Genomic DNA, 22,241 nt, shown 5'->3' on the forward strand with positions numbered 1-22,241 from the left:
GCGTTACGACTCGTCGGCGTCGGACTGCATCCCGGATTCGGTCGTCGTCGATCCCGATCCAATGCCGATATCCTGCCCTTCCTTGATCGCCTGCGCCTCCTGTTCCATCGCTTCGACGTCCATCTCTGTTTGCTCGATTTCGCCGATGATCTCGGCGATGTCGTCCAACCCGAGCAGTTCGCGCGTCTCCGCGTCGAACTCGAGACTGTCGAGTTGCTGGCCGTCTTCTTTGACGTCGCTGCCAGTCAGGTGCTTGCCGTAGCGGCCCACCATCGAGGACAGTTCCTGCGGGAGGACGAACGTCGACGACTCGCTCTGACCGATCTCAGCGAGGGTATCCATACCTTTGTCGATGACGGCGCGCTCACCCATCGATTCGGCCGAGCGAGCACGCAAGACCGTCGAGATCGCATCCCCCTGCGCCTCGAGGATCTGGCTCTGTTTCTCACCTTGGGCGCGGATGATCGCACTCTGTTTTTCACCTTCCGCTCGTTCGATCGCACTGCGGCGTTCACCCTGTGCCTCGAGGATCATCGCCCGGCGTCGCCGTTCGGCGGAGGTCTGCTGCTCCATCGCCCCCTTGACGCCCTGCGACGGCGTCACCTCGCGAACTTCGACGCTCTCGACGCGAATCCCCCACTCATCAGTTGGCTCGTCGAGTTCGGTTCGAATGCGTTCGTTGATCATCTCGCGTCGACTAAGCGTGTCATCGAGTTCCATGTCGCCGATAACGGCACGCAGCGTCGTCTGGGCGAGATTCGAGACCGCACGTTCGTAGTCTTCGACCTCGAGAAACGCGCGTTTGGCGTCCATCACGCGAATGTAGACGACAGCGTCGGCCGTGACTGGCGAGTTGTCTCGTGTGATCGCCTCCTGGCTCGGCACGTCGATCGTCTGGGTCCGCATGTCGAACGTGTAGACCCGTGAGACGAACGGTGGCACGATGTTCAGCCCCGGCTGGAGGAGTTTGCGATACTCACCGAAGACGGTCAGTGCACCCTTGTTGTAGGCGTCGACGATCTCGACCAGCTGCCAGACGGTGATGGCGACGACCACGAGGGCGACCGCCCCGACAGTCAGCAGTGGATCACCGACCTGCAAGGGTCCGAGTGCTGTAATGTCCATCATGTACGCTAGGGAGGCTGGCCGAATAACGCTTGGCCCTCGTGACCATACCTCACTTCCGTCCGACGAGATCCGAATCCGTCGGCCCCTGGCCATCGAATTCGTCTACGAACGCGTTCAGCGTCGACGGTTCCGTCGCACCCGGCAGTCGGGTCTTCGCCGTCGAACACGTCGCGTCGACGCCGAGTCGATCGCAGACGAGGTCCGTCGTCGACTCGGCCATCCGTCGGTATGTCGTCAGCTTCCCGCCGACGATACTGACGAGGTTCTCGACGCCATCGGTAGCGTGATCGAGCCGGTGAAATCCGCGAGAGATCCCACGTCCGCCTCGAGCCGCTTCTTCGGGTTCGTACAGTGGTCGCACCCCCCACCACGTTCGCACGTGGTCGGCCTCGGCGACCGACGGAAGCATCGCCGCACACTCGTCTACCGTCTTCTCGACCTCCCAGTCGCTCCGTTCGTACTCGTCCGGGTCGTCGACCGGGACGCTCGTCGTGCCGAGAACGACCTCGGCGTCGTGTGGCACGATGATGTCGCCGTCGGCCGGGTCGCGACACCGATTGAGCACGGGCTCGAGGCCGTCGTACTCGACCGAGATCATGACGCCTCGCGTCGGCTGCATCTCGACCGTGACGCCGGCCAGCTCGGCGATAGTTTCCGCATGGGCACCAGCCGCGTTCACGACATACGTCGGTTCGACGGTCTCATCGACGTCACCGCCGAGCGAGACCGCGGCGATTCGCCCGTCCTCGAGTGTCATCCCCGTCACCGGTGCGTGTAGATAGATTCGCGCACCGTGGTCGCGAGCGTCGGCGGCGTTGGCGGCGACCAGTCGGGACGGAACGACGACACCGTCGGGAACCCACATAGCTCGCTCGACGTTGTCAGCGAGTCCCGTCATCTCGGCTTGAGCCGTCTCGCCGTCGATCTCCTCGGTCGGAATCCCGAGCTCCTCGCACGCCGTTCGCTTCGTCTCGAAGTAGGACGGATCGTCCTCGCTCAGTTTGACAAACAGGCCCCGCGTCTCCCGAACGCACTCGCCGGCGATATCGCGGAGGATTCGATTCTCCTCGAGACACTCGAGTGCGCCCTCGGGGTCACTTTCGGCATAGCGGGCACCGCTGTGGAGCAGGCCATGCGAGCGGCCGGATGCCCCCGCTGCGAGTCCATCACGTTCGACGAGCGTCACGTCGACGCCCCGAAGGGCGAGATCCCTCGCGATCCCTGTCCCGGTGGCACCACCGCCGATGACAAGCACGTCCGTTCGATCGGTCATACTGAATCGATGGGGTCCAGACGGACGAATCTTTCATTGCCGGCGAGACGGACGACATCGTTGTTCTGCCACTCGAGCGGCGCGACAGTGGATCTGAAAAGACGAAAGTAACGCTTCTAGGGACTGTACTCGGGCGACTGGGATTCGATCGTCTCGGCGACGTTGTCGAGTTCTTCACCGATCGTCGCGATGAGCTCGTCGAGCGTTGCGATCCCCACGAGTTCACCGTCGTCGTCGACGATCGGGAACCGACGGACGTTGTGTTCGGCGATCGCTTCCGAAACTGCGATCGGATCGTCGTCCTCGTGGACTGTGGCCGGGTCTTCGGTCATCACGTCTTCGATCGAGACGGACCCGACATCGTCGTATTCGTGGATCGCAAGGGCAGCGTCACGGTCGGTGATCATCCCGACGGGTTCGTCGACCTCCGTGACGACGATCGATCCGACGTTTTCATTCGCCAATGTCTCAGTGACATCGCTCAGTTCACTGTCTCGATTCGTCGTCACGACGTTTTCGGGGCCGAGTTTGCCGACGGACATAGTCACGAGCATCGACGGCAAGACTGGGCATCAACCTAGAACTTTCGAGTGGACGCAGTTCAGTTTCTCGAAACATGGGACACTGCACACGCCCAGCTTGAGATGATCCGGTAGCTGTCGAACAGGACTGAAAGCAAAAGCTGAGGATCGCATGATGATCTGGGTTGGCATCCCCGTTGTGTTCCCGGGGTGGGATCCACACGGGACAGTCTCACAGGTTGGAATGGTAAGGGTATCGTCTGAGTGTGGGTGTGGTTAGTATTTGTGATCTCGTTATCAGCACCACCTCGATTATAGTTAGCATACAACTACCAATAAAGCTTTTTGATCAGGCAGTATCCATCTATCTGCCGAAAAGATTCCTTGATTTGCACGAATATCCGAATTTATATTTAGATGCAGAACTTCCACACTCGCCAGTGGCTATTTTTTACTCGCTCGTTGAATCGGGGTAGCGCAGTCACCGATCCGTACCGACACCACCGATGACAGAGTGGCATGCACCGACGCCAGTTCGTCGACTGCGAGCCGTCGACGATACCCAGTAGCGGTTGCAACGGTGAGCGTATCGGCTCGAATCAGACGGGCTGCTGTCCCCGAGGGCCTGGGACACCCGTAAAACGGCCGGAGGCACACCAGCACTGACTGTTGGGAGTCCGTATCAGGCCAGCAGAGAACAGTTCGGCCATCGAAGCCCGCGTCTCAGCGAGATTCGGGTGTCACGCGGTCTGAGAACCTCTCACGGACTTTCTCGACTTTCGGCGCGGCGTGCATCGAACAGTACGCATCGTTCGGGTTCTTTTCGAAGTAGTTCTGGTGGTACTCCTCCGCCTCGTAGAACGTCTCGAGCGGCTCGATCTCGGTGACGATACCCTCGTACAGCCCCTCCGCTTCGAGTTCATCGACGAACGCTTCGGCGGTCTCGAGTTGCTCGTCGTCGTGGGCGTAGATCGCCGATCGGTACTGGGAGCCGACGTCCGGCCCTTGACGGTCTTTCGTGGTCGGATCGTGGATCGTAAAGAAGACCTCGAGGAGATCCGCGTAGGAAATCGTCTCGGGATCGTACTCGAGTTGGACGACCTCTGCGTGGCCGGTTCGCCCCGAACAGACTGCCTTGTAGCTCGGGTCGTCAGTGTGGCCGCCCGCATAGCCGGAGGTAACGGATTCGACACCGTCGAGTTCGTCGAACGCCGCTTCGACACACCAGAAACAACCGCCGCCGAACGTCGCACGTTCCATACCAGGAGTCGGTGGTGCTCGAGGAAAGATGTGACGGCTGTGTTCACAGCAGAGTATGACAGGAATGTGCACGCTTGATGTGGCGTCGGTGAGCCCCGTTTCTGCCTCGGTGACAAGGAATTTCACGATGGCCGAGAAACCCGCACATATGTCATGGGAAACCGTACAACTGGACTGGGACGGAGCCGTTGCAACGCTGACCGTCGACCGACCGGACGCTCTTAACGCATTGAACGTCCAGACGCTCGAGGCGATGGGCGAGGCGCTCACCGAAGCCGCTGACGAGGGAGCCCGTGCGCTCGTGTTGACCGGCGCCGGTGACGACGCGTTTATCGCCGGGGCGGACATCGCGTATATGCAGGACCTCGAGACACCGAAAGCGCAGGAGTGGGGCGAACTCGGCCACGACGTCGCGGACGCCCTCGAGGCGTTCCCCGCACCGACGATCGCCGCCGTCAACGGCTACGCCTTCGGTGGCGGCTGTGAGATGGCGATGGCCTGTGATCTGCGCGTGGCGAGTGAGTCAGCCTTGATCGGCAACACGGAGATCGACCTCGGCATTATCCCCGGCTGGGGCGGCACCCAGCGTCTGCCGGAACTCGTCGGCGACGAGACCGCACGGCGGATGATCTTCCTTGGCGAGCGACTCGACGCCGAATCGGCCGCCGAAGCCGGCCTGTTCGGCGAGGTCGTCGCCGACGAAGACCTCGAGGACACCGTCGCCGACCTCGCCGAACAGCTTGCCGCGAAGCCGGCCGTCGCGATGCGAGCCGCCAAACAGGCGATCAATCAGCGCTACGAGGGTCCACAGGCGGCCGGACTCACGTACGAGCAACGCGCCTTCGCCAGCCTGTTCGGCACGCCGGACCAGCGCGAGGGGATGACGGCGTTCGTCGAAAACCGAGATCCGGAGTTCGAGTAACGACGAGCTACTGAACATCTGAAGGGCACACCACCCGTTCAAGTGAGTTCGTTCCTTTATAAATACAGGCACCCCGTCGTTCAAGTGAAACCGTTCGAACTCGGATATCCTTTGAGAATACTGCATAATCCAAGATGTGATCGCAGTGCTTGATGCGTTGGACGAGACAATCGAATCGGTTGGAGTCTATCAGTCGGTACAAACGACACTAGAGTAGCCACTGAACGTCGATGCACACCTGATCGCACGACGGCTGTGCGATCGGTGTGTAAACCGTTTCAGTTGTCACTATAGCTATCGACTGTCCAGCATAACAACGCGCCGTCGTCGAGCCGCTCGATGCGCTCGAGGCGCAACAGCGGGAACTCGTCGACGAACCCGTCGCCGTCGGCCAGCGTGGGAGACTCGCGGCCGCCGATCACCTTCGGCCCGACGAAAACACGAAGTTCGTCGACCAAGCCGACCTCGAACAGCGAGAAGATGAGTTCGCCGCCACCCTCGACCATGATCTGCTCGAGGCCCTGTTGTTGCAGCGTCGCGAACGCCCGCAGGAGGTCGACCCGGTCGTCGCCGGCGGTCACGAGTTCCGCGTGGTCTGCGAGATCCATGCGCTGGTCGATTGGGGCGGCCTCGCTCAGACAGACGTACGTCGTCGCCGCGTCGTCGAGGATCGACGCGTCGGTCGGCGTTCGAGCCGTCGAGTCGACGACGACTCGAGCCGGCTGCTCAGGGTCGCCTCGCTCGAGACGCTGTTGACACAGCGTCTCGTCTTTGACGGTGAGATGGGGGTCGTCCGCGAGAACGGTTCCGACGCCGACGACGACAGCATCGCTGTCGGCCCGGAGTCGATCGACGCGAGTGAAATCCGCCTCGCCGCTGATCGCGAGCTGTTCGCGACGGCGCGAGGAGAGTTTGCCGTCTGCGCTCATAGCGGCGTTGACGACGACGTGCATACACCTGACTGCGTGGCGGTCCCTAAAGAAGACACCGTGTACTGGCTCGCGGTGAGATCGCGTTTGCGAAGCGTATCAGTTGGTCGCCATCGAAAGCAGTGGTTACCGACGAGCGACGATCGCGAGCGTTTCGGGTCGATCCCGCACGGATTCGACGGTGAACCCGGCGTCCTCGAGTTGGGCCGTCACGTCGTCACAGCCGAAGCGTTCGTCCATCGACGGGCCGTCCTCGCCGGTGCCGTCGGCCGACCAGTCGACCGTCACCAGTCGCCCGCCCGACCGAACGACGCGAGCGAGCTCTGCCATGGTTTCCTCGTCGGCGTACTCGTGGTGGGTCATCACCGAAAATGCACCGTCGAGTTCGTCGTCGTCGAACGGCAGCGACGAGACGTTCGCCGTCACCAGCTCGACGTTCGACGGCACGCCGTTCTCTCGGTGGATGTCGTGCATCTCCGATTGAACGTCGACGGCGTGGACTGTGCCGACGAAGGGGGCGACGTCCGTCGTATAGAAGCCGGTCCCAGAACCAAGGTCGGCGATGACGGCGTCGTCGTCGAGGTCGAGCATCTCGAGTAGCTCTTCGCGCGAACAGAATCGGTAGCGAGACGGGTCCTCGAGGGCGTCAGCCCGATCGACCGGGAACGTGTGAAATCCCATGTGTGCGGTTAGTACAACAGCGCCAAATATCTGTGTATCTGGCGGTCACAGGGTGATAGCCGAGTGTCGAACACGTTCGGACCGATCGCCGAACAGCGACTCGTCGCCTCGATCACTACCGCGTTAGACGGCCAGCCCGACGGCGACGAGGGCAAAGCCGAGCGCCGCCGCGATCGGTTCGGGGATCGCGCCGGAGAGCGTCGTATACAGCACCGTCTTCAGCTTCGATAGCCCGGTCCGACTCGCCGGAACGGCCATCGCGAAGCCGTCGGGAATGTTCTGGATCGCGATAGCGATCGCGAGTGCGATACCGACGGCCTCGAACCCACCAGCGAATGCGATGCCGATCGCCAGTCCTTCCGGAACGTTGTGGATAGTAACCGCGCTCCCGACCAGCAACGCCCGGCGACCGTCTCCCGTGCGCTCGTCAGTTTCTGACCCGTTGGACGCACGTTCGTCGGTCGTAGATCCCGATTTGGCGTCGAGTTCCGAACGCGTCTCGAGGATGCCTTCGGCTCGAGCCGAGGGCGGATACGTCTCCGGTCCCTCGCCGGCGACAGCGAGATGGATGTGTGGAATAGCCCAGTTGCCCACAAGCAAGAAAACGGCGCCGAGGAGCACGCCGACGACGACCTCCCACAGCGAGCCGAGCTCGAGGCCGGGGACGACGAGCGCGAAGACGGCTGCGCCGAACATGATGCCGGCAGCGAGGCCGATCGCAGCGTCGTAAAACCGGTGGCTGATTCGGTCCGTCACGAAGACCGGCAGTGCACCGAGACCGGTCGCCGCACCCGCAAGAAACGCGATCCAGACGACGTCGACGAGGGAAGGCACAGTCGCCAGTCGGAACTCACAAACTAAAACAGTTCACAATAGTTGTCAGTCGATCCGCCGCGGGTCATCGCTCGAGCCGAGAAGGATGCGGTAGACGAGATAGCCGACGAGCAGGGCGAACGCGAACGTGGCGACGGTTTCGGCGAACCAGATCGCGACGTACAGGGCTCGAGTGAGAACTCTGATGAGCACGATACCGCCGAAGATGGCGACGACGAACGCGAGCCCGCCCAGTGCGGCACCGATACGGTCCATACGCCTTCATTCGGTGGTAACGAAATGAAACTACTGTCGACCTCTAGCCAGACACCACAGCCCCGTTCACTTCCGCTCCGCTGCGGGAACGCTTTTTAAGCCCCCGGACGAAAAGCCGGTGATGGAACTCGATGAGCATGCCGAGGCTCTTGCCTCCGACCTCGGTGTCGACAAAGAGGAGGTCAAAGCAGACCTGCAGAACTTGGTGGAGTACAGCGTCCCGATCGACGAGGCCAAACAGAGCCTCCGCCGGAAGTACGGCGACGGGAGCAGTGGCGGGGGCGGCGCGCCCTCGAGCAAGGAGATCGGCGAGATCACGCCCGAGGATAGCAACGTTACCGTAACCGGCGTCGTGTTGACGACTGGAAAACGGTCGATCCGCTATCAGGGCGACGATCACGTTATCGTCGAAGGCCGACTCGCCGACGAAACCGGCACGATCGACTACACCGCTTGGGAGGACTTCGGCCTCTCGGCAGGTGATACGATCACCGCGGGCAATGCGAGCGTCCGCGAGTGGGATGGGGAACCCGAGCTCAACCTCGGCGAGAGTACGTCGCTGTCGTTCGAGACAGACTCGCTTACGGTACCCTACGAGACCGGCGGCGACGCCCAACTCGCCGACCTCCAGACGGGCGACCGCGCGGTGAACGTCGAGGTCTCAGTCGTCGACTGTGAACGCCGAACGATCGACGGCCGCGATGGCGAGACCGAAATCCTGAGCGGCGTTTTTGGCGACGAGAGCGGCCGCCTACCCTTTACGAACTGGGATCCCGCACCCGAGATCGAGGAGGGCAGTACGGTTCGCATCGAGAACGCCTACGTTCAGGAGTTCCGTGGCGTGCCCGAGGTGAACGTCTCCGAGTTTTCGACCGTCACCGCCCTCGAGCGCGAGGTCGATGTCGGCGTCGACACGACGACGATGGACATCGGTTCGGCCGTCCGCACTGGCGGTATCTACGACGTCGAAGTCGTCGGGAACGTACTCGCCGTCCGCGACGGTTCCGGACTGATCCAGCGCTGTCCGGAGTGTTACCGGGTCATCCAGAAAGGCCAGTGTCGAACCCACAGCGACGTCGACGGAATCGACGACCTCCGGGTGAAGGCGATCCTCGACGACGGCACCGGCGCGCTGACCGTCGTCCTCGACGACGAACTGACCGAACAGGTCTACGACGGCACGCTCGAGGACGCCCTCGAGCAGGCCCGCGAGGCCATGGATCAGGAGGTCGTCGCGGATACGATCCGTGAGCGCATCGTCGGTCGCGAGTATCGCGTGCGCGGGCACCTCTCGGTCGACGAGTACGGTGCCAATCTCGACGCCGAATCCTTCGAAGAGAGCGAAGACGAGCCAGCCGCACGTGCGAGTGCCTTCCTCGAGGAGGTGGACGCATGAGCACGTCCGACACCGGCGACGAGGAGATCCCGGGCCGCGAACTCGCCTACCGGCTCTTCGCCGCCGAGTACGACGACGCCTCGCTGTCGTACACCGAAAGCGACGAGGAGCGCGCGCCGAACTACGTCATCTCGCCGACTGGAGCGCGACTCAACCGGCTGTTCGTCGTCGGCACGCTCACCGAAGTCACCGCGGTCAACGACGAGATGGTCCGTGCGCGCGTCGTCGATCCGACGGGCGCATTCGTCGTCTACGCCGGCCAGTACCAGCCCGACGAACTGGCAACGTTAGAACAGCTCGAGCCGCCCGCGTTCGTCGCGGTGACGGGGAAAGCTCGGACGTTCCAGCCCGACGACTCGGACCAGGTCTACACCTCGATCCGGCCCGAAAGCATCGCGACGGTCGACGCCGACACCCGCGACCGCTGGGTGGTCAGCGCGGCCGAACAGACCCTCGATCGCATCGGCACCTACGCCGATGCTGCAATGCTCGAGGCCGACGGCGACGAACTGACAGCAGCGCTCCGCGAAGCCGGCGTCGAATCCGGGCTCGCCGCGGGCATCCCGCTCGCACAGGACCACTACGGAACGACGCCGTCGTATCTCGCGGCCCTGCGCGACTGTGCCCGCGAGGCGGTCGAAGTCGTCGCGGACGACCGCGAGCAAGTCACCGGCCTCTCGCTTTCCCCCGGCGACTCGAGTCCTGCGGACGAATCGGCGACGTTCGACTCGCTCACAGCGCTTTCGAGCGTCGACCTCGACGGACTCGAGTCGGCTGGCACCGACAAACAGCCGGCCGGCGTGGCCACAGCGGCTGCCGAAGCCGCGGAGACGAGCGCTGACACCGACCGCGAGTCGGTCGGCACCGCCGCAGCGACGGGGACGGCGACGGGTACGGAGCGGGAAACGACGACCGACGGTTCCGAGACGGCCGCCGAACCCGAGCTCGAGGCCGATTCGAGCGTCTCGACGGACGCGTCCGCCGACAGCGGTGCGGAACCGAGCACCGCCGAGACGACTGCCTCCGAGCCCGAACGCGGTGTGACGACTGCAACCGACGACACGGCCGACGAGTCGACGGCGTTCGAGGAATCGACCGACGACGACGTCCTCGAGACCGAGGAACTCGACGCACCCGCTGGCGATGACGGCACAGACGATGATCTCGGTGATTTCGACGCCGACAACGGCGGCATGTACGAGATGGACGACGAAGAGCGCGAAGAACTCGAGGCGGAGTTCGGCACCGAGTTCACCACCGGAAGCGAAGTCGACGAGCCCGGCGCAGCAGACATCGACGTTCCCGAGCCCGACGACGGGGTCGAAGCCGACGAACCCGGTCACGAAGCCGACTCGGCCACTGACGACGAACCGACGACGCTCTCGACGGACACCGCAACCGACGACGACCTCGGTTCCCCACCGGCGTCAGGGCTCGAGGACGACTCGGACTCACTCGAAACGGCAGACACGGATGACACGAGCGGCGATACCGACGCCGAGGAGGCCAGCGAGGCCGACGACGAGCCCGGAGACGATGTCGACCTCCAGTCGTACGTCGTCGAAACGATGGAAGAACTCGACGACGGCGACGGTGCCGATCGAACGACGCTCGTCGAGACGGTCGCCGACGACACCGGCGCAGCCGAGAGCGACGTCGAAGACGCCATCCAGGACGCGCTGATGGGCGGCGAGTGTTACGAACCGGACGACGAAACGCTGAAAGCGATCTAACGGCGCTCGATGTCCGACCGGTTCCGTCCCGACACCGTCCGAATCGAACCCGTCCCCGGCGAGCCAGCCGCGACTGCGGTCGTCGGGACGGAACGCGCCTTGCTCGTCGCCGACTACCACGCCGGCTACGAGACCGGTCTGCGGTACGAACGCGGCGTCGACGTCCCCAGTCACGCCCCCGAGCGACGGGACCGGCTCCAGTCACTGCTCGAGCGAACCGAGCCCGACCGTCTCGTCGTGCTCGGCGACCTCATGCACTCGATCGGCGATCCGGGGGGAGCCGAGCGCGGCGAACTCGAGGTGCTGTTCGAGTCGTTGCCGCCGACACTGGACGTGACGGTCGTCAAGGGCAACCATGACGGCCGGATCGAGACGTGGCTCACCGCTGACGACGAGTCTGGAGTCGAGACGGCGAACGTGACGGTCGTTTCCGGCGAGGGCGTCGCGCTCGGCAGCGCCGAAGTCGGCGTCTGTCACGGCCACACCTGGCCTGCCCCGGCCGTCCTCGAGTGTGACGTGGTCTGTCTCGGCCACGAGCACCCCTGCGTGCGACTCGAGGACGAAGTCGGCGGCAGCCGCGTCGAGCGAGCGTGGCTTCGCGGCCGCCTCGACCCGGCACCGTTTCGCGACCGGCCCGAATACGACGGGATTCCGTGGCTCGAGCAGGGCGGTGAGTCGTCGCCTCGAGTGGTCGTCGTGCCGGCGTTCAACGACCTCGTTGGGGGGACGTGGGTAAACCTCCCCGGACAATCGTTTCTCTCGCCGTTTCTGCCGGCTGGATTCGCGTCCGCCGAGGCCTACCTGTTAGACGGGACGCGACTCGGACCCTACGAGTCGGTGTGAATCGGTGGTTCGGGAACGCAGCGTGCCGCCGCAAACGGCGACGGTTCCCAGACGAATTCGACTCGAGACGGTCTCGAACACGATTGAGACTATTCGGAATCCAGCGTTGTCCGTCCAATGGCGCTCCTGAGTCGGGTCTCCAGTGGACTCCGCTCGAGATTCAGTCGGCGATGGAGCAGGTGTTGGACGAGCGATGGGAGCGCGGCGACCACAACCAGCACGGCGTTCAGTGTCCACACTGTACGACCGATCGCGATCCACAGGAGCCCAATGACGCCGACGAGGACCAGCAGGACGCCGGAACCGAGATACGCCCGCGAGAGTCGTGGCGCTCGAGCGCGTTGCTCGGCAGTGTAGCATCGGGACTCATAGACGACGAGCCCACCACCGAGGACGAGCACGAACGAAAAGAGCCCGTAGATGATATCGATCATACGTGGCTATTTTTCGGCCGGCGATGTAAATGTTGCTTGGGAAACACGATCGGTCGAGCAGTCAGTCGCGCCTGGCGCTATCGTTGCACCGTTTTCGATTCGATCCGGTCGCCGTCGCGCCACTGGTAGTAGTGATAGGTCGTCCCGGCGATCTCTTTGACCGTGACGCTCGCTCGCTCCGGAACGTCCGCCGGGTACTCAACGTCGCCATCGGCGTCACCCGTCTCGTCCACGCTGGCATCCGATTCCGGTTCGTCGTCGCTCGCCGACTCCGTCCACGCCGCGAGCGCCTCGAGATACGTGCTGACAGCCCGAAGGTGGGCAGCGTCGCTGTCCTCGAGGAGCCGCAGCGCCTCGGCGACGTCGTCGTCGAGGTCGGCCGGTGGCGTGGGTCGTTCCTGACTCGTCATCGATCGTGTGTCGACGTTTCGCTGACGGACATAAAACACCCGGCGATCCCGATGTCGGCTCTCAGTGGCGGCATCGGCTGTGGGATAATAGTTGTATGAACTATTTTACTGCACTGAACGTCAGGAGAATATCGTATTAGATCCCCCACTGTGATATATACACAAACGACGTGTGGGTTTATATACAGGAATCTGGTCGATGCTGGTGATGACACTGAAAACACAGAAACAACGACCCGATTCAGCGATCGACACCGTTCCGGACACCCTCGATTCAGCGCAGGCGAAACTCGTCTATATCTATCTCGAGGCGACCGGTGGTGCAACGGTCGAGGAGCTGGGGGCAACGCTGTCGATGCAGAAACTCTCGATCTTGAGCATCCTGAACACGCTCTCGAGTGCCGGCTTCGTCGAGCAGGACGGCGACGAGTACGTCGTCACGAACTGAGCAGTATTTTGTGGGTGGTGGCGCCGGTCTCTGACACGGTCTCGAGTGACGACTGTCTGCCGGTGGAGGATACTGCAACGCGACGAGAGTCGGTGCTAACGTGGTTTCTGCGTGGGCGAAACACCGAGAAAGAGCGTGAGATGAGCGTCACGAGTGGCCTAGAACGTCTCGAGGTAGCGGTCGAGTTCCCACTCGGAGACGTCGATGAGGTACTCCTCGAACTCCTGGCGTTTGGCCTCGACGAACTTCGAGGCGATGTGGTCGCCGAGTGCGCTGTAGATCGCCTCGTCGTCCTCAAGGGCGTCGACGGCCTCGCCGAGGTTCGACGGGAGCGTCTCGATGCCGTACTCCTCGCGTTTGGCCTCGTCGAACTCGTAGATGTTCTCCTGGACCGGATCGGGTGTCTCGAGGTCGCGCTCGACGCCATCGAGCCCGGCGTGGATCATGACAGCGAAGGCGAGGTAGGGGTTACACGAGGGGTCGGGTGAACGCAGCTCGATACGCGAGGCAGCGGGCACGCGGGCGGCGGGTTTGCGGACGAGGGCCGACCGGTTACGATCGGACCAGGCGACGTAGACCGGTGCCTCGTACCCCGGCACGAGGCGCTTGTAGCTGTTGACGGTTGGGTTCGCGACGGCCGTGATCGCGGGCGCGTGTTCCAAGATGCCAGCGAGGAACGAGTGCGCGGTGGCGGAGAGGTTGAACTCGTCGTCCTCGTCGTGGAAGGCGTTCTCGCCGCTCTCGTCCATCAGCGACATGTGCGTGTGCATTCCCGAGCCGTTGATTTTCGGGATCGGCTTGGGCATGAACGTCGCGTGGAGGTCGTGTTCGGCGGCGATCGCCCGAACGACGGTGCGGAAGGTGCCGACGTTGTCGGCCGTCGCGAGCGCGTCGTCGTACTCGAAGTTGATCTCGTACTGGCCGCGAGCGACCTCGTGGTGGCTGGCTTCGATCTCGAAGCCCATGTCCTCTAGCCCGTAGATGATGTCGCGTCGGACGTCGGAGGCGAGGTCCTTCGGCGCGAGATCGAAGTAACCGCCGTAATCGGCCGTTTCAGTCGTTGCGCGACCGTCCTCGTCTTCCTCGAACATGAAGAACTCCGGTTCGGGCGCGAAGTTGACCTCATAGCCCATCTCGTCGGCACGCTCGAGCGCCTGTTTAAGAACGTAGCGCGGGTCGCCGTCGAACGGCTCGCCCGTCGAGGTGTTGTAGACGTCACAGATCATCCGAGCCGACGCACCCTCCTCGCTCTGTCTCCAGGGGAGAATCGAGAAGGTATCCGAGTCGGGAACGAGGCGCATGTCTGACTCCTGGATACGAACGAAGCCTTCGATCGAGGAGCCGTCGAAGTAGATCCCGTCGGCGAACGCCTTCTCGGCCTGTCGGGCCGGCACAGAGACGTTCTTGACCGTTCCGAGGATGTCGGTAAACTGCAACCGAAGGAAGTCGATCTCTTTTTCTTCGATTTTGTTCAGTACGGCTTCTTCCGCGGACGTCAGATTTCCGCTCGTCATCTTTTACTCGGATAATCCATCGGTTTCTACTACTAAAGCTCTACTGTTGTGGGCGAATATAATCAAATAGCATAAAAAGTTCATATTCATACACTAATAGAGGGCATTCAGAGTCGTTCGGATAATAGAAATCGTGAAATCGTGCACCGAACTGGATGATCGTAAACGGAAGTGATCGAGTTCGAGACGAACAATAAAGGAACGCGCGCTCGAGACGGCTGTTTCAATGGAAGCGCCATCGAATTCCGAAAACGTATCCGATCGTGTTATCGGTGCCCACTCGAAGCCTGTACGGCAGTCGCGACTGCAAGCGTCGACAGTCCGACGTCGATGCTCGCACGCCAGACGCCCATCGTCGTGTGAAGCGTTCGTTGCCACATAACTGACGGGGTCGGTGTCGCTCGTTCGGTGGGAGGGGAGTTGGGCAACGGGCGTTTCGCGATCGTTGTCTCACAGACGGGACAGACGTACTCGACGTGGCGGTCGATCGGCCGCCGATCCCAGTCACCGTCGAGGGGATTCTCGTGATCACAGCCCCAGCAAAACAGCGTCGATTTGCGGCGTCCTGACGTGTTCCGGTCGGTGGCTGCGAAGTGAGTCATTGCCAGCGTCCAAGGGTCGGCCCCTAAAGCCACTGTCTATACTTCCGGTCTCTCAATCCGAATCTACCCCACATTACGGTCAAACCAACACACGAACCTACCGAACACTGGCTGCTCCCAGGTGTAACGCGTGCTCTCTCGGTTGTGGATCCATCGACGTTCCGTCTCGTTCGTCAGAACGGTTCAGGCGAGTTTACTCGAGTGAATCGGGACACAGGTCGTTCATCGGCACCGATACCTGTCCCATAACCTGGCGGTATCGGTTTCCGGATCGAACGAGTACCCCTCGTATGGACGGCACATCGAAACCGACGCGGCTCGAGGACGGTGCCGACCTCGAGGCGTTCGTCGGCGCTCACGACGTTGCGCTCGTCGAATGCTATACCAGCGGATGTTCGAAATGTCAGGCGATGGAGCCGGTGTTGGGAACCGTCGCTCGGGCAACCGACGTCCCCGTCGGACTGCTCAATCCCGGTGACGACATCGCGCTGCTCAAGCGCCTCGAACTCGACTCGGTGCCGACGCTACTGGTGTATCGAGACGGCACCGAAATCGCCCGCCGAGCCGAGGGGTTCATCGGAGCAGCGGGTGTCCTCGAGTTCCTCGAGGACACCGCCCCAGCGGCTGTCGATCGCAACTGATCGGTCGTTGCGTTCCGCCAGCGACTGATCGGCGCTCGTCGGCACCCGCCGCCGCTAGTCGTCGGGTTCGAGGTCCTGTGGGTCGACGTCGCCCGCGAGGAATTGTTCGCCGAGGTCGGTGATATCGTACATCCCGACGGTGAGTTGGCTCAACAGCCCATACTTGACGAGTTGCCGACATCGATAGGCGGCATCGGGTGCACGACAAACGTCTTCGTCGCTGATGTGCTCAGGTGTAAAGACGTCGTCCGACCGCATCAGTTTGACAATGTCGCCGTCTACGGGTGCCATCCACTCGGCGCTGCAGATCAGTTCGTCGAGTTCGTCATCGTCCAATATACGTTCGTCCATAGCTATCATCCCCTTGAAAGCGGTTGATTCGTGCGGTCGAAGGGTGTCACACTACATGAGACTGTTGGTCGCCATAATCCAGCCACCGACATTCGACGCGTCACGGAATCGCGGCCCGTTCTGGTAGACGAGCGAATCGACACTCTCGACCGAGACTGCTCGACCACCCGTCGCCGTACGGCGAACTGGCGGCCAGTCTGGTCGTGTGATCGGCTTTGGATACTGAAAGTTCGGTTGCAAAACACTTATGCCCGAACCGAAAGTACGGTTTGTAACTACATTGTATGGCCCTCTCCCGTTTACTTTCTACTCTCTTTGACGGATCAGAAGCGAACACCGAATCACCGTCGACGCCACAAGATTCCGAGGAGACGGAACAGCCCGTGGTTATCTACGAGTGTCGAGACTGCGGAACGAACGTCTCGGCTGATACGACCCGTTGTCCGGTGTGTGACGGAGACGACATCGTGCGCTATTCGATCGAGTGAGTCGGCGGCCGACTGTCAGTCCCCGTTCGGTCGGGTTCGCCGCTCGTAACCTCGAGTGAGTCGTTTTCGTCCGCGTCGAGCCAGATACCGAAGCCGAGTGCAATCAGCCCGAGTAACGTCGCTACGAACGAGCCGATCATGCCGACAGAGCCCTCGTCGTCGCGGAGGAGACGGACGAGCGAGCCGCCGAGCCCGGCGCTGCCACCGACGAGCCCGACAGCGCCGGTGCCGTAGAAAACGACGGCCGGATGGAACTCCTGAACCACGTATCTGGTCTTCAGCCGCCAGAGGAAGCTTCGAAGCAACAGCAGCGAGACGAATCTGATGAACGGGACGTACCGGATGCTGCTTTCCTCGTCGCCGTAGATGGCCGTCATCGGGACATCGGCGACACGGCGCTCGTGGACGTTGAGGTGAGTCAGGATGTGGTTGAGAAAGCCGTAGCGGTCGGTGATCGCCTCGAGGTCGAGTTCCTCGATCGCCTCCCTCGAGATGGCGGTGTACCCGTTCTGTGGATCGCCGATCGTCCAGTATCCCGAGGCGAACTTCGAGAGGCCGGTGAGCATCGCGTTGCCGAGAAACCGGAACGAGGACATACCGCTGCGGTCTTCGGGGGTGAGCAGCCGGTTGCCCTTGGCGTAGTCAGCCTCCCCCTCGACGACCGGATCGATGATTCGATCCAAGATGTCGGGGTCCATCTGGCCATCGCCGTTCAAGACAGCGACGACGTCCATCTCGTCCGCAGCGGCGTGTTCGTACCCCGTCTTGACGGCGGCACCGTAGCCGCGGTTTTCGTCGTGACGGATCGGGACGACGCGTCGTCCTTCACCGCCGTCAGTGACCGTCAGCTCCGGTGTCGACTCGGCTGTCTCGTTAATCCGGGATGCAACCCGTTGGATCACATCCCAACTGTTGTCCGGCGATGCGTCGTCGACGGCGTAGATCCGGTCGACGAAGTCTGGAACCGTCTCGATGACGGTGCCGACGAACGCCGCCTCGTTGTAGGCCGTGACGACGACGCCGATTCGTTTGCCCTTATACATCGTGTCCTCCGTCGGCAGCATCGAAGTCGACAGTGGAATCGCTCGAGCGATCGGTCCGTCCACCGTCCGCAGTCAGCGACTGTCCGTCCGCCGTCACGGACTCTCGACCGTTACCTGTCGGCGCGCGACCGCTTGCCGTGCCGCCGAGCGTATACACCTGGTGTGGCGTCGCCGAGAAGTCGACCGCGTCCCGCCCGTCGACGACCACCATCGGCTCGAGGTCTGCCCACGGGATTCGATCGAACGCCTGGTGTGGTGTGACGATCACGGCCGCATCGAACGACTCGGCTGCGAGGTCGTCGATCTCGACGGCTCGAGCACCGTACGCCGATGGATCGACGAGCGGGTCGACGCCGGCAACCGCCGCGTCACGGGCAGTCAGTTCGTCGATCACGCCGATCGCCGGCGAGGCCCGGGTCTCCTCGACGCCCGGTCGGTAGGTCACGCCGAGGACGACGACCGACGCGTCGGCGAGGTCGGTTCCCGTCGCCGCGAGTTCCCGCTCGAGGCGGTCGACGACGACCGCCGGCATCTCGTCGTTGACCTGTCGGGCGGTTCGTGTCAACTCCATCGGCTCGTCCATTCTGGAGAGCAGGAAGTGCGGGTAGTAGGGGATGCAGTGACCACCGACGCCCGGTCCGGGGTCGTGAAGCTGGCACATCGGCAGGTCGTTCGCCGTCGCGATGGCTTCGCGGACCGAAATACCGAGTTCGTCGGCGAGCCGGCCGAGTTCGTTCGCCAGCGCGATGTTGACGTCGCGATAGACGCCTTCGAACACTTTGACGGCCTCTGCCGTCGTTGCATCCGAGACCGGATGCACCTCGTTGTCCGAGAGTTCGTCGTAGACGACCGTCGCGGCCCGCGTGCTCTCCGCGTCGATGCCGCCGACGACCTTCGGATACTGGCCGCGGATGTCCCGCAGCGCCGTTCCCGAAGACGTCCGTTCCGGGCAGAACGCGAGCCCGAACTCGTCGGAAGCGAGTCCACTCTCCTCGATCAGATGTGGCTCGAGGACGTCGCGACAGGTCCCCGGCGGCAGCGTCGACTCGGCGATGACCAGATCGCCGGGCTCGAGTCCGGCTGCGATGTCGTCGATCACCGACTCGACTGTCGTGAGGTTGGGTTCGCCGTCGTCGTCGATCAGCGTCGGGACGATGATCACGTGAACGCGCGCGTCGGCCGCCGCGGCGGTGCCGTCGGTCGTCGCCTCGAGTCGCCCGCGCTCGACTTGCTCGGCAATGAGCTCCTCGAGACCCGGTTCGCCGACGACGTGACTGGTGCCATCGTTTATCGTCTCGACGACGTCGGGGTCGATGTCGACGCCGGTAACGTTGCCCGTCGTTTCGGCGTAGACGGCCGCAAGCGGGAGCCCCATCTTTCCGAGACCGTAGACAGCGACCGGAATTTCTCCCGTGGTGAACAGTTCGCGCTGGCGGTCCGGCGACGCCGTCGACTCGTAGAGCCCAGGCGCTGACTCGGCATCGGGAGTGTCGGGACTCATCGCGCGCTCACCTCGCGGGCTTGCGTCTCCTCACCGATGAGCGAGTCGATCAACTGGACCGTCTCGAGGGCCTCGATGCCGTCCTCGGCGGTCACGACCGGTTCCGAGCCGGTTCGGGCGGCCTCGACGAACGCCTCGAGTTCGTGGCGAAGCGGTTCGCCGTTATCGACCCGCGGCCGCTCGACGACGCTCTCGTGACGATAGCGACGCGTGCCGTCGTCGATGAGATACTCCGGATACGAATCCCGGTGGATCAGGACCGACTGTTGGAGGTAGTCGACCTCGACGAGACAGTCGCGAGCGGTGACGGTGAGCGTCCGGACTTTCTTCTGGGTGACGCGACTCGCAGTCAGCGAGGCGACGACGTCGCCGTACTCCATCGTCGCCGTGGCATACTGGCCACCGTCGGTCCCCATCGCACTCACCGAGTCGGGCCGGTCACCGAGCAGGGAGTCGACGATGTCGACGTCGTGGACCATCAAATCGAAGATGACGTTGCCCGGTGCCGTCCGGTCGATCGGCGGCCCGAGTCGTTCGGCCTCGAGACTGATGACCTCGAGGTCGTCGATCAGGTCGGCGACCGTCTGCACGGCCGGATTGAACCGCTCGATGTGGCCGACCTGCAAAACGAGCCCCCGGTCTCGAGCCAGTTGGGCCAGCGCTCGACCCTGCTCGACCGTCTCGGCGATCGGCTTTTCGACGAGTACGTGGACATCCGCTTCCAGACACGTCGAGACCACGTCGTGGTGGGCCTGCGTCGGAACGGCGACCGTAACGACGTCACAGCGCTCGAGCACGGTTTCGAACGGGACGGCCTCGGTCTCGTACTCGTCTGCGATCCGGTGTGCGACGGCGTCGTCGTGGTCGGTGACACACGAAAGATCGACAGTTGGTAATTCACTGTACACGCGCGCGTGATTCGCGCCCATCGATCCGACGCCGATGACGCCGGCTTTGATCGGGCGTGAAGAGGGAGTTCGACTCATTGGGAGTGAAAGTGGTCTCGCACTGCTTCGACGACGATCCGCCGGTCACGCTCCGAGAGATCCGGATGGACGGGCAGGGAAAGGACGGTCTCGGCGGCCTGCTCCGCGTTCGGCAGCGTTGCGGCGGCCGTGCTCACCGTTTCGTACGCCGACTGTCGGTGGATCGGCGTCCCGTAGTAGACGCCGGTATCGACACCGTGGTCCTCGAGCGTCGCCGCGAGCGCGTCGCGGTCGTCAGTCCGAACGGTGTACTGGTGATACACATGCCGGTAACCATCCGGTTCCGTCGGCGTCTCGAGCGGCAGCCCGTCCAACTGCTCGTCGTAGAACGACGCGTTCGCCCGGCGTGCCCGGTTGAACTCCGGGAGTCGCTCGAGTTGGGCGCGGCCGATTGCGGCCGCGAGACTCGTCAGCCGATAGTTGTGGCCGAGGTCGACGTGGTCGTAGCTGCCGCCGTCGCCGACGTCTCGGCCGTGGTTGACGAAACTCGCAGCGCGGTCGGCGACGTCGTCGCGGTCGGTGGTGATCATCCCACCCTCGCCAGTGGTCATGTTCTTCGTCGGGTAAAACGAGAAACACGCAGCATCACCGAGTGAGCCAACGCGATCGCCATCGATGGCCGCGCCGTGGGCCTGACACGCGTCTTCGACGACGAACAGATCGTGTTCGTCAGCGAGGGAGCCGAGCGCGTCCATATCGGCTGCCAGCCCGTAGAGGTGAACGGGAACGAGGCCGACGATATCGTCACGCTCGGCGAGGAGTCGTTCGACGTCGACTGGATCGATCGTGTACGTCTCGGGATCGATGTCCGCAAAGACCGGGGTTCCACCGGCGAGTCTGATCGCGTTCGCGCTCGCGACGAACGAAAACGGAGACGTGATGACCGCATCGCCGTCCTCGAGGCCGACAGCCTCGAGTGCAGCGTGTAACGCAGTCGTCCCGTTCGACGTTGCAACACCGCACTCGGCACCGCAGTAGGCAGCGAACGACGATTCGAAGGCCCTCACTTCCGGCCCATCGGCGAGCATCCCGCTCTCGAGAACGGACTGGACTCGCTGTTTCGCCTCTGCGCCGATATCGGGCGCTGCGATCGAAACCGACTCGTCAGTCGACGGCTCGTCCAGCTCCGTCGTCTCGCGTTCGGGTTCGGCCCCCGCACCACCGTCGGTGCTGGTTTCCGTGCCACCGTCGGTTCCGATCTCGGGGTCGGTGTTTGAATCAGTCATGCGATCTGATTTGCACCCTCGAGTGGCTCCGGTAGCGTTTGGACCGACGCTGGCGTGCCAACGGCGAGCGTCCCGGGTGGAACGTCCTCGGTGACGACCGAACCGGCGGCGACGAACGCATTTTCGCCGATCGTTACGCCGGGCAGCAGCGTCGCATTGGCACCGATCGAGGCACCGTCCTCGATCGTCGGTCCCTCGAGGCCGTTGTCCGTCCTGACCGGATACTCGTCGTTCGTCATGACTGCTCCCGGTCCGACGAAGACGTTGCTCCCGATCGTCGTTTCAGTCGGAACGTACACATTCGTTTGCAGACTGACGTCGTCGCCGATCGTCGTTTGGCCGTCGATAACCGTCTTGGTCCCGACGAGAACGTCGTCGCCGATCGTCGTGCCCTCTCTGACCAGCACGCTGTGTCCAGTCGTGAACTCGTCACCGATCGTGACGTCGCCGTAGACGATCGAACCGGCTCTGATCGTTGCGTCGTCACCGACTCGTGTCGGTTCGTCGAACGATCCGTAGCCGACCGTCGCATCGTCGTCGACGACACAGTCGTCGCCGTGTACGAACCGACTCATCGGGTCACACCTCTATTGGTACTCGTTACGTCCGTCTCAGACAGCCGAAACCGCACGTGTAATTTATACATCATTTGTACGCGATACCCGTGTGGGCAATCATCCTGACACAACTGGTAACACGGCTTTGTTATCCCTGTCCTGACGCATCTGTAGTCGGAAACTACACCGCCAGCGACCCCGGAAAACGAAAACAGCGGTGAAACGGCGTCTCACACCCGCGTTCGGATGGTCCAAGCAGTTATTC

The 22,241-nt window shown here is 62.8% G+C and carries 25 protein-coding genes; 7 read left to right on the plus strand and 18 right to left on the minus strand.

All coding sequences use genetic code 11. From position 1 onward, the window contains the following. Positions 1-3: 3 nt before the first annotated feature. The 4 genes from GCU68_RS20330 to msrA form a co-directional block, all read right to left on the minus strand. Complete coding sequence (locus GCU68_RS20330; protein WP_152944472.1) at positions 4-1,125, minus strand: SPFH domain-containing protein; 1,122 nt, start codon at positions 1,123-1,125, stop codon at positions 4-6. 52 nt (positions 1,126-1,177) lie between these two features. Beyond that, positions 1,178-2,401 (minus strand): FAD-dependent oxidoreductase, encoded by a 1,224-nt coding sequence (locus GCU68_RS20335; RefSeq protein WP_152944473.1) that lies wholly within the window; start codon positions 2,399-2,401, stop codon positions 1,178-1,180. A 116-nt stretch (positions 2,402-2,517) separates the two neighbouring features. Next, positions 2,518-2,943, minus strand: coding sequence for a CBS domain-containing protein (locus GCU68_RS20340; RefSeq protein WP_152944474.1), 426 nt, complete (start codon positions 2,941-2,943; stop codon positions 2,518-2,520). A gap of 702 nt (positions 2,944-3,645) precedes the next feature. After that, on the minus strand, positions 3,646-4,182 hold the full coding sequence (gene msrA, locus GCU68_RS20345) for a peptide-methionine (S)-S-oxide reductase MsrA (protein WP_152944475.1): 537 nt from the start codon (positions 4,180-4,182) through the stop codon (positions 3,646-3,648). Between the two features lie 148 nt (positions 4,183-4,330). Between msrA and GCU68_RS20350 the strand changes: the two genes are divergently transcribed. Then, a complete protein-coding gene (locus tag GCU68_RS20350) occupies positions 4,331-5,104 on the plus strand; it encodes an enoyl-CoA hydratase/isomerase family protein (RefSeq protein ID WP_152944476.1) in 774 nt (257 codons plus the stop codon). 278 nt (positions 5,105-5,382) lie between these two features. Here GCU68_RS20350 and GCU68_RS20355 read toward each other — a convergent pair whose 3' ends face one another. From GCU68_RS20355 to GCU68_RS20370, 4 genes are all read right to left on the minus strand, one after another. Next, a complete protein-coding gene (locus tag GCU68_RS20355; protein WP_152944477.1) occupies positions 5,383-6,057 on the minus strand; it encodes a 2,5-diamino-6-(ribosylamino)-4(3H)-pyrimidinone 5'-phosphate reductase in 675 nt (224 codons plus the stop codon). Positions 6,058-6,159: 102 nt separating this feature from the next. Further along, positions 6,160-6,714: a class I SAM-dependent methyltransferase gene (locus tag GCU68_RS20360; protein WP_152944478.1), complete on the minus strand. Its 555-nt coding sequence runs from the start codon at positions 6,712-6,714 to the stop codon at positions 6,160-6,162. Positions 6,715-6,837: 123 nt separating this feature from the next. Next, the gene (locus GCU68_RS20365) at positions 6,838-7,548 is read right to left on the minus strand and encodes a ZIP family metal transporter (RefSeq protein WP_152944479.1); all 711 of its coding nucleotides are present in this window, start codon (positions 7,546-7,548) and stop codon (positions 6,838-6,840) included. A gap of 45 nt (positions 7,549-7,593) precedes the next feature. Further along, positions 7,594-7,803, minus strand: coding sequence for a hypothetical protein (locus GCU68_RS20370; RefSeq protein ID WP_152944480.1), 210 nt, complete (start codon positions 7,801-7,803; stop codon positions 7,594-7,596). Between the two features lie 121 nt (positions 7,804-7,924). Between GCU68_RS20370 and GCU68_RS20375 the strand changes: the two genes are divergently transcribed. The 3 genes from GCU68_RS20375 to GCU68_RS20385 are packed head-to-tail and all read left to right on the plus strand — an operon-like array spanning position 7,925 to position 11,775. After that, positions 7,925-9,199 carry a Single-stranded DNA binding protein gene (locus GCU68_RS20375; RefSeq protein ID WP_152944481.1) on the plus strand — a complete coding sequence of 425 codons (1,275 nt, stop codon included), beginning with the start codon at positions 7,925-7,927 and terminating at the stop codon, positions 9,197-9,199. Further along, positions 9,196-10,932, plus strand: a complete 1,737-nt coding sequence (locus tag GCU68_RS20380) for a hypothetical protein (protein ID WP_152944482.1) — start codon at positions 9,196-9,198, stop codon at positions 10,930-10,932. Before GCU68_RS20375 ends, GCU68_RS20380 begins: the two co-directional genes overlap by 4 nt. Before the next feature lie 9 nt (positions 10,933-10,941). After that, on the plus strand, positions 10,942-11,775 hold the full coding sequence (locus GCU68_RS20385) for a metallophosphoesterase (RefSeq protein ID WP_152944483.1): 834 nt from the start codon (positions 10,942-10,944) through the stop codon (positions 11,773-11,775). 89 nt (positions 11,776-11,864) lie between these two features. Here the strand turns inward: GCU68_RS20385 and GCU68_RS20390 are convergent, their stop codons facing one another. Both GCU68_RS20390 and GCU68_RS20395 read right to left on the minus strand, forming a co-directional pair. Then, positions 11,865-12,209, minus strand: coding sequence for a hypothetical protein (locus tag GCU68_RS20390; protein ID WP_152944484.1), 345 nt, complete (start codon positions 12,207-12,209; stop codon positions 11,865-11,867). A 77-nt stretch (positions 12,210-12,286) separates the two neighbouring features. Then, positions 12,287-12,619: a hypothetical protein gene (locus tag GCU68_RS20395; RefSeq protein ID WP_152944485.1), complete on the minus strand. Its 333-nt coding sequence runs from the start codon at positions 12,617-12,619 to the stop codon at positions 12,287-12,289. 208 nt (positions 12,620-12,827) lie between these two features. Between GCU68_RS20395 and GCU68_RS20400 the strand changes: the two genes are divergently transcribed. Next, on the plus strand, positions 12,828-13,067 hold the full coding sequence (locus GCU68_RS20400) for a helix-turn-helix domain-containing protein (RefSeq protein ID WP_227015150.1): 240 nt from the start codon (positions 12,828-12,830) through the stop codon (positions 13,065-13,067). A 158-nt stretch (positions 13,068-13,225) separates the two neighbouring features. Here the strand turns inward: GCU68_RS20400 and glnA are convergent, their stop codons facing one another. Further along, entirely contained in the window at positions 13,226-14,581 is a 1,356-nt protein-coding gene (gene glnA / locus GCU68_RS20405; protein WP_152944486.1) for a type I glutamate--ammonia ligase, read from the minus strand. Positions 14,582-14,847: 266 nt separating this feature from the next. Further along, a complete protein-coding gene (locus GCU68_RS20410; protein WP_152944487.1) occupies positions 14,848-15,183 on the minus strand; it encodes a hypothetical protein in 336 nt (111 codons plus the stop codon). A gap of 290 nt (positions 15,184-15,473) precedes the next feature. Between GCU68_RS20410 and GCU68_RS20415 the strand changes: the two genes are divergently transcribed. Further along, on the plus strand, positions 15,474-15,824 hold the full coding sequence (locus GCU68_RS20415) for a thioredoxin family protein (protein WP_152944488.1): 351 nt from the start codon (positions 15,474-15,476) through the stop codon (positions 15,822-15,824). A 54-nt stretch (positions 15,825-15,878) separates the two neighbouring features. On the opposite strand, the gene GCU68_RS20420 is transcribed toward GCU68_RS20415, so the two are convergent. Continuing rightward, complete coding sequence (locus tag GCU68_RS20420; RefSeq protein WP_152944489.1) at positions 15,879-16,175, minus strand: hypothetical protein; 297 nt, start codon at positions 16,173-16,175, stop codon at positions 15,879-15,881. A gap of 284 nt (positions 16,176-16,459) precedes the next feature. On the opposite strand from GCU68_RS20420, the gene GCU68_RS21895 reads away from it, so the two are divergent. Next, positions 16,460-16,663 (plus strand): hypothetical protein, encoded by a 204-nt coding sequence (locus GCU68_RS21895; RefSeq protein ID WP_168927129.1) that lies wholly within the window; start codon positions 16,460-16,462, stop codon positions 16,661-16,663. Here the strand turns inward: GCU68_RS21895 and GCU68_RS20425 are convergent. The 5 genes from GCU68_RS20425 to GCU68_RS20445 are packed head-to-tail and all read right to left on the minus strand — an operon-like array spanning position 16,648 to position 21,994. After that, a complete protein-coding gene (locus GCU68_RS20425; protein ID WP_152944490.1) occupies positions 16,648-17,706 on the minus strand; it encodes a glycosyltransferase family 2 protein in 1,059 nt (352 codons plus the stop codon). The genes GCU68_RS21895 and GCU68_RS20425 overlap by 16 nt on opposite strands. Then, positions 17,699-19,207, minus strand: a complete 1,509-nt coding sequence (locus GCU68_RS20430) for a nucleotide sugar dehydrogenase (protein WP_152944491.1) — start codon at positions 19,205-19,207, stop codon at positions 17,699-17,701. The genes GCU68_RS20425 and GCU68_RS20430 overlap by 8 nt, the downstream gene beginning before the upstream one ends. After that, the gene (locus GCU68_RS20435; protein WP_152944492.1) at positions 19,204-20,193 is read right to left on the minus strand and encodes a Gfo/Idh/MocA family protein; all 990 of its coding nucleotides are present in this window, start codon (positions 20,191-20,193) and stop codon (positions 19,204-19,206) included. The genes GCU68_RS20430 and GCU68_RS20435 overlap by 4 nt, the downstream gene beginning before the upstream one ends. Beyond that, positions 20,190-21,419, minus strand: coding sequence for a DegT/DnrJ/EryC1/StrS family aminotransferase (locus GCU68_RS20440; RefSeq protein WP_152944493.1), 1,230 nt, complete (start codon positions 21,417-21,419; stop codon positions 20,190-20,192). The genes GCU68_RS20435 and GCU68_RS20440 overlap by 4 nt, the downstream gene beginning before the upstream one ends. Beyond that, on the minus strand, positions 21,416-21,994 hold the full coding sequence (locus GCU68_RS20445) for an acyltransferase (RefSeq protein WP_152944494.1): 579 nt from the start codon (positions 21,992-21,994) through the stop codon (positions 21,416-21,418). Before GCU68_RS20445 ends, GCU68_RS20440 begins: the two co-directional genes overlap by 4 nt. Between the last annotated feature and the right edge of the window lie 247 nt (positions 21,995-22,241).

Source organism: Natronorubrum aibiense, from assembly GCF_009392895.1.
Classification (GTDB): domain Archaea; phylum Halobacteriota; class Halobacteria; order Halobacteriales; family Natrialbaceae; genus Natronorubrum; species Natronorubrum aibiense.